The organism is Roseateles sp., from assembly GCF_036404855.1.
Lineage (GTDB): Bacteria > Pseudomonadota > Gammaproteobacteria > Burkholderiales > Burkholderiaceae_C > Pelomonas.
Genome location: NZ_DASWYS010000247.1, coordinates 1 through 5,742, shown reverse-complemented (window position 1 = coordinate 5,742; position 5,742 = coordinate 1). Strand labels below are relative to the sequence as shown.

General features: G+C 68.4%; 7 protein-coding genes and 2 pseudogenes. 5 read left to right on the top strand and 4 right to left on the bottom strand.

Features of this window, described 5'->3' with window-relative positions; translation table 11 throughout:
• Nucleotides 1–391, top strand: a pseudogene (locus VGF12_RS16385) (urease accessory protein UreE); the annotation flags it as partial.
• 121 nt (nt 392–512) lie between these two features.
• Entirely contained in the window at nt 513–1,109 is a 597-nt protein-coding gene (locus VGF12_RS16380; protein WP_331177114.1) for a porin family protein, read from the top strand.
• 25 nt (nt 1,110–1,134) lie between these two features.
• Here VGF12_RS16380 and VGF12_RS16375 read toward each other — a convergent pair whose 3' ends face one another.
• Nucleotides 1,135–1,944 (bottom strand): hypothetical protein, encoded by an 810-nt coding sequence (locus VGF12_RS16375; protein ID WP_331177113.1) that lies wholly within the window; start codon nt 1,942–1,944, stop codon nt 1,135–1,137.
• Between the two features lie 106 nt (nt 1,945–2,050).
• On the opposite strand from VGF12_RS16375, the gene VGF12_RS16370 reads away from it, so the two are divergent.
• From VGF12_RS16370 to VGF12_RS16360, 3 genes are read left to right on the top strand one after another with little or no spacing between them, the layout of a single operon-like run.
• Entirely contained in the window at nt 2,051–2,734 is a 684-nt protein-coding gene (locus tag VGF12_RS16370; protein WP_331177112.1) for an urease accessory protein UreF, read from the top strand.
• On the top strand, nt 2,731–3,378 hold the full coding sequence (gene ureG, locus VGF12_RS16365; protein WP_331177111.1) for an urease accessory protein UreG: 648 nt from the start codon (nt 2,731–2,733) through the stop codon (nt 3,376–3,378). The genes VGF12_RS16370 and ureG overlap by 4 nt, the downstream gene beginning before the upstream one ends.
• Complete coding sequence (locus VGF12_RS16360) at nt 3,371–4,201, top strand: urease accessory protein UreD (protein WP_331177110.1); 831 nt, start codon at nt 3,371–3,373, stop codon at nt 4,199–4,201. Before ureG ends, VGF12_RS16360 begins: the two co-directional genes overlap by 8 nt.
• A 12-nt stretch (nt 4,202–4,213) precedes the next feature.
• Here VGF12_RS16360 and VGF12_RS16355 read toward each other — a convergent pair whose 3' ends face one another.
• From VGF12_RS16355 to VGF12_RS16345, 3 genes and pseudogenes are all read right to left on the bottom strand, one after another.
• Complete coding sequence (locus tag VGF12_RS16355; protein ID WP_331177109.1) at nt 4,214–5,095, bottom strand: hypothetical protein; 882 nt, start codon at nt 5,093–5,095, stop codon at nt 4,214–4,216.
• Between the two features lie 96 nt (nt 5,096–5,191).
• Complete coding sequence (locus VGF12_RS16350) at nt 5,192–5,575, bottom strand: hypothetical protein (RefSeq protein WP_331177108.1); 384 nt, start codon at nt 5,573–5,575, stop codon at nt 5,192–5,194.
• An 18-nt stretch (nt 5,576–5,593) separates the two neighbouring features.
• Nucleotides 5,594–5,742, bottom strand: a pseudogene (locus VGF12_RS16345) (TerC family protein); the annotation flags it as partial.

Sequence of the window (5,742 nt, the reverse complement as noted above, 5' to 3'; positions counted from 1 at the left end):
GCTGCAGGTGCGCCACTGCAGCGAGCATGGCTCGCCCTTCGATCTGCTGCGTGCGGCTTATCACCTGGGCAACCGCCATGTGCCGTTGGAGCTGCAGCCCGCGCTGCTGCAGTTTGAGCCCGACCCCGTGCTGGCCGACATGCTGCGCCGCCAGCACCTCATCGTCAGCGAGGCACAGGCGGCGTTCGAGCCCGAAGGCGGGGCGTATGGTGAAGGCGCCGGACATGGGCACCATCACCATGGGCACGAGCACCCTGCTCATGAGGACCATGGGCATGAGCACCACGATCATGCGCATGCGGCCGTGCCGGTCCGCAAGCCGCTCGCCATTCCGGTCAAGTCGCACGACGCGGGCCACGTTCACGGCCCCGGCTGCAAGCACGACCACTGATCGGACGGCGATCCGCCACCGTCCGCTGATTGCCAGCGTTTTCGCGATTGGCGTGCGACGGGTTGACGGCTCCGTCAGAGGCGCCGGACCCACCATCACGTCGATGGCCACAGGGAGTGACATGACAACCATCCGTTCTTTCATTGCCGGCCTCGCGCTGGGCCTGCCCGCAGCGGCCTTCGCGCAAACGCCCAACCTCGCCGCGTCCACCTACGTCGGCGTGCAGCTCGGCACCGGCAAGGTCGAGTTGAACTGCCGCGTCAACACCCCGTGCAGCCCTGTCGACACCAGCTACAGCGTGCGAGCCGGGTACCGGTTCGACGCCTCCTGGGCGTTCGAGGTGAAGTACACCAAGATCGATGCGGACTGGGGCCTGTTCGGCAGCAACTATTCGGCGGAGTTCGGTGGCTTTGGTGTCGGCGCGGCGTATTCGGTGCCGCTGTCTCCCAGCGTCGGCGTGGTGTTCCGGGCGGGCATTTCGTCCAACGAACTGAAGCTACAGCCCGCCGTGGTTCCGTTCTCGCAGAACCCCGGCACGATCACGACGCGTTCGATCGGGCCCTACGCGGGCCTCGGCGCATCCTGGCAGTTCGCACGCCACTGGAGCGTCAGCCTGAACGCCGATTGGACGCGCGCCGACCTGCGCGACGCTCCCACCAGCGCCAAGCAGGGCGCGACGGTGCGCACGCTGGGCGCCGGCATCGCCTTCAATTTCTGACCGCTGCTGCCGGCGAGGCGCGGGTTCAGCCCGCGTCCTCGTTCGGCGGCGCGATGCAGCGCAGCGCCTCGGTCATGTGATGGCTGGATGCGTCCGCCTCCAGCAACGCCCGTCCGCGCGCGACGACCTGTTCGGCTTCGGCCTCGCGGCGGTCCTTGCACAGCACGTAGGCGACCCTGGCCAGCCGGATGTCCACGTAGCGCTGCTGCCAGCGCTTCATGTCCTCGACCTGGTTGGCGGGCAGCGACGGTTTGACCGCCCTGACATGCATGTAAAAGCTCTCCGTGCGGCCCACCACGTCGTCCACGCGCAGGTGCTTGCTGGCGAGCGCGATGTCGTTCAGTTCGATCAGTGCGGGCAGCACCTCCAGCACCGAGCGCTCGGCGATCACCGGGTCACGTTGCAGCAGGCGGCTGAACGCATCGCGCGTGGACTCCGGCGCCTTGAGGTGGCGGTTGATGCCTATCAACTCCGTCAGCGCCTTCTCGCCGGCCATGCCGCCGGCCTCGACCCGCGCCGCCGCGGTGTCGCGCACGGTGATCAGCTGCGCCATCGCGGGCGGGTAGCGGCGCGCGAGCGCCACCCAATCGTGCAAGGCGAACGACAAGCGCACGCCGACCATCGATGGTTCGCGCTCCAGCACGTGCTCGTGGAACCAGAGATGCTTCTCCGCCGCTTCGGCCAGCCGGCCTGCGGCAGCGTCCTGCCGCGCGTCTTGCAGCACCTGCCGGGCGCTCGTGGCAGGCGCGGGCTCCCAGGCCTGAACGGTCGACGCTGCCAGCGCAAGAATCACGACGCAGGCGCGGGCCTTGCTAGAGCGGATGGATGTGCTCAAGTCTGTATTCTCCCTGTCGAATGCTCGCCGCACCCGTGACTCAGTTTAGGCTTCACCTTCCACGCGCCGGCATGTCACGGACGGGAATCTGCACCCCTCCATCCGCATGACATCGCCTGCGCCCATTGAACTGCTGCACCTGCTGTGGCTCGCGTCGCCCGCGTTGCCGGTGGGAGGCTTCAGTTATTCGGAGGGCCTGGAGGCCGCGGTCGATGCCGGCGTCGTGCACGACGAGGCCAGCGCTGGCGACTGGCTGCTGAACCAGCTCGAACTCGTGCAGGCCCGCGCCGAGCTGCCCTTGGCTGCCGCAGCGCATGCGGCCACGCTGGCGCTGGACGGCGAGCGGCTGGTCCGGCTTAACGCCTGGGTGCTGCAGACCCGCGAAACCAGTGAAAGCCTGCAGCAGGCCCGGCAGATGGGCCGCAGCCTGCTGGTGTGGATGCAGGGCCTGGTGCCCGACGCGCCTGTGCTGCCGTTGCTGCAGGCGCTCAAGCCCGCGCCGACCTGGCCTGTCGTCATGGGGGCTGCCGCCGCGTCGCGCGGTGCCGCGCTGGAGTCGGCGCTGCAGGCTATTGCCTTCGGCTGGGCCGAGAACCTGATGCAGGCCGCGGTGCGCTGTGTGCCCCTGGGTCAGACCGCCGGCCAGCGCCTCCTGGCACGCCTTGTGCAAGTCATTCCGGCCGCTGTGGCGACCGCCATGGCCTCGCCCGGGCCGGTGGCGTTCGCGCCGCTGCTGGGCGTCCACGGCGCCCGCCACGAAACGCAATATTCGAGACTGTTCCGATCATGAGCACACCGCTGCACGCCATCCCGAATCGCACCAAGAAGCTCCCGCCGCTGCGCGTTGGCGTCGGCGGCCCCGTGGGGTCGGGCAAGACCACCCTCGTCGAGATGCTGTGCAAGACCATGCGCGAGCGATGGGACCTCGTCGTCGTCACAAACGACATCTACACCAAGGAAGACCAGCGCCTGCTGACTGTGGCCGGCGCGCTGGCGCCGGAGCGAATCATGGGCGTGGAGACCGGTGGCTGCCCGCACACCGCCATCCGCGAGGACTGCTCCATCAACCTCGAGGCCGTGGACAGAATGCTGGAGAAGTTTCCGGACGCCGACATCGTCTTCGTCGAGAGCGGCGGCGACAACCTTGCGGCCACCTTCAGCCCCGAGCTGAGCGACCTGACCATCTACGTCATCGATGTGGCGGCTGGCGAGAAGATCCCGCGCAAGGGCGGCCCTGGCATCACCAAGAGCGACCTGTTCGTCATCAACAAGACTGACCTCGCACCGCATGTCGGCGCCGACCTGGAGGTGATGCGCAGCGACACCGCGCGCATGCGCCCCGTGAAGCCCTGGGTCATGACCAACCTCAAAACCCGTGAGGGCCTGGCCGAGGTGGTGGACTTCATCGAGACTCGGGGCCTGCTCGTTGGCTGACGGCTGGCACGCGCAACTGGCGCTGAGCGCGGCATGCGATGGTGCGGCCACGCGCGTTAAGGCCCGCCACGACGGCCCGCTGCGCCTCCTGAAGACGCTGTACCCTGAAGGTGCCGGCATCGCGCATGCGGTGCTGGTGCATCCGCCGGGGGGGCTGGTCGGCGGCGACCGGCTCGACATCACGCTTGACGTGCAGGCCGGTGCCCACCTGCTCGTGACGACGCCTGCCGCAACGCGCTTTTACCGCTCCAAGGTTGGCGAGGCGGCCCAGGTTGTGCAGGCCACCGTTGGGGAGGGGGGGCGCCTGGAATGGCTGCCACAGGAAACCTTGGCCTACCCTGGCTGCATCGCACGCAACGAGGTGAGACTGGCCCTGTCGCCCGGCTCCAGCCTGTTCGCCACCGAGGTGCTGGGCCTGGGCCTGCCGGCGGCCGGCCAGCCCTTCGACGCCGGCCGACTGCTGCAGCACCTGGAGATCGAGGGGCAATGGCTGGATCGCGGCTGGCTGGACGCAGCCGACAAGGCCTTGCTTGACGGTCCGTGCGGCCTGGGCGGGCAGCGCGTGCTGGGGACGCTGGCCTACGCCGAAAGCGGTGTGCCGGCGGATGCGGATGCGTTGCTGTCCGGCGGGCGGGCGCTGCTCGCGGACCTGCCGCGCTCGGGCATCACGCAGCTACAGGGGCCGCATGGCACCGTGCTGCTCGCGCGTGTCGTCGGCGACGAGGTCGAGGCAGTCGCGCTGGCGCTGCGTCGGGTACGCGCGCTGTGGCGAGAGCAATTGTGGGCCTTGCCGGCGAGCGACCCGCGCATCTGGGCGACCTGATCGAGGTTCGAGTCAGGGCGCGCGATCTTTCCAGGCGCGCAGCAGGAGGTATAGACCGGTCGGCTGCAAGCCGAAACCGTGCAGGTAGATCGGGGGGCTCGGTTCGGGGGGATGTATGGCCACGCGGGCGGAGCGTGACGGTTGCTGCGAGTCATCCTCGACAGCGATATTGCGGATGTCGGTCCTCGCGACCGAAGCCCGTTTGAAGGGCCAATGGATCTCCAGGCTGTCCGGTTCCAGGCGGAGCCGCAGTGGCGTGGTGATGAAACTCCAGGTGCCCCAGCCCAGGAACAATGCCGCCCCTGCCACGGTGATCAGGGGCTTGTGCTCATACGCATAGCCGCACAGGGCCGCCAGCCCGAGCATCGTCACCAGATCGAAGGCGATGGCCGACCACGGCTGGTGAAGGTCCCGGCCGTCAGTTGGCCCGGTGACGGGCTCCAGCGAGGCGCGCTCCAGCACCAGCGTACGCAGCCGCGGGAAGCCCGTCAGGAGGAACTCCAGCCTGAGCCGCACGCGGCCGGCGGCGTCAAGCAGCTCAAGGCGTTTCAGCAAAGGACGTTCATGCAGCCGTGCAATCTCGTTCCAGGCGACGAGACCCGCTGCCTTGCCGTCGCATGTGGCCCACAAGCCGTCGGTATCCGCTGAAATCGCCATCCTGGGCAGCCGGCGCAGCGGGCCGATCTGGGCCAGGGTGCCCCATGCGCAGAGCGAACCACCGATGGTTGCGAGCCAGGCGAGGGCCGTGCGGTTGTCGCTGCACGACTCGGGGGGGCTTGCCGCGGTAAAAGGCAGGGCGACGAGGAAGATCGTCAAGCCGGCCGTCATCAGCGGTGCCAGCACGTACAGCCAGCGCATCAGGCGGGGCAGCTCAAAGTGCTCGGGACGGGGCATGTATGGGCTGGATCGACGGGATGGAGAGGCGGCTTGTCGCGAGCCCGTCTTGCGTCATGGGCCAGGCGCCAAGCCGAAGCATCTGAACCGGGTGCGTCACAGCGCCCTCCAGGTCGCAATGCAGTGCCTGGCCAGGGCCGTGACCCAGTCGGGCTCGGCCGGCACGAAGGCGAAGCCAAAGCGCGGACTGACGACGAAGCCCGCGCGCTCGAAGGCGTCGTCATCCTGCGCCCCCACGAAGCCGTTCAGCGCGGCGAAGGGAATGGCCAGGGCACCCAAGTGCAACACCGGGGCGCGCTGGGTGACTTCCTCAAGTCGGCCGCCATCCTGGAAGCGGTAGACGCTGTGGCCGTAGTCGTGGGCGGTCAGCGCAACGTTGTTGCGCTCGATCCGGTCGGGTGGCCCCAGGCGGGCGACCAGTTCTGCAGGCGAGATGCCGAAGGAAATGGCGTTGACTGCGATGAAGGGCGTCAGGTGCACGCCCCGGAGTGTGCCTGGTCAGTCGTCGCCGCCCGGGATTTGCTGGCGCAGCTTGACCTTGGTGTCGGCCTTCTTGCGCATCTTGATATTCATCATCTCGACGGCCAGCGAGAAGGCCATGGCGAAGTAGATGTAGCCCTTGGGCACGTGGTGGCCGAAGCCTTCGG

Bases quoted from the DNA above. Each gene is read 5' to 3' on its own strand.
- VGF12_RS16380 (WP_331177114.1), top strand. From the start codon at position 513: ATGACAACCATCCGTTCTTTCATTGCCGGCCTCGCGCTGGGCCTGCCC.
- VGF12_RS16370 (WP_331177112.1), top strand. From the start codon at position 2,051: ATGACATCGCCTGCGCCCATTGAACTGCTGCACCTGCTGTGGCTCGCG.
- ureG (WP_331177111.1), top strand. From the start codon at position 2,731: ATGAGCACACCGCTGCACGCCATCCCGAATCGCACCAAGAAGCTCCCG.
- VGF12_RS16355 (WP_331177109.1), bottom strand. From the start codon at position 5,095: ATGCCCCGTCCCGAGCACTTTGAGCTGCCCCGCCTGATGCGCTGGCTG.